We start from the raw sequence: 397 nt of genomic DNA on the forward strand, positions 1-397 counted from the left end.
TAAGCAACATAATATTTCCGTTTACTACATTCGTTGTATAAGACTTTCTGTCTTTTTTACTTTTGAATGTTGGGAAGTCATTTTGACCACTAAAGAAATTCTTATAGGCAGTTTGCAAGTGTAGTTGAGCATTTGCCAAAGCTAATGAATCAACTTCTTTTAACCACTCAAATTCTGCTTTATATTTCGCAGGAGTTGGAAGCTTTTGTTTCTTTAGTTGTTCCTTATCATCTTTGTATTTTTCGTACGCTTCTTTCCGTTCAGCTAACATTCTGTTATACACGAAACGTACACAACCGAAGGTTTTACGCATAAGATATGCTTGTTCTTCTGTTGGATACAAACGGAATTTATATGCTTTATTATGCTTTGTCATATCATTTCACCTCACTTTTCA

The 397-nt window shown here is 33.5% G+C and carries 1 protein-coding gene; it reads right to left on the minus strand.

The features are described 5' to 3' along the window. Nucleotides 1–376: helix-turn-helix domain-containing protein (locus tag MR155_RS31455; RefSeq protein ID WP_242312131.1), on the minus strand; the 376-nt coding region annotated here is incomplete at its 3' end. Between the last annotated feature and the right edge of the window lie 21 nt (nucleotides 377–397).

Origin of the sequence: Bacillus cereus group sp. BfR-BA-01331, assembly GCF_022663915.1 — a bacterium.
Lineage (GTDB): Bacteria > Bacillota > Bacilli > Bacillales > Bacillaceae_G > Bacillus_A > Bacillus_A mycoides.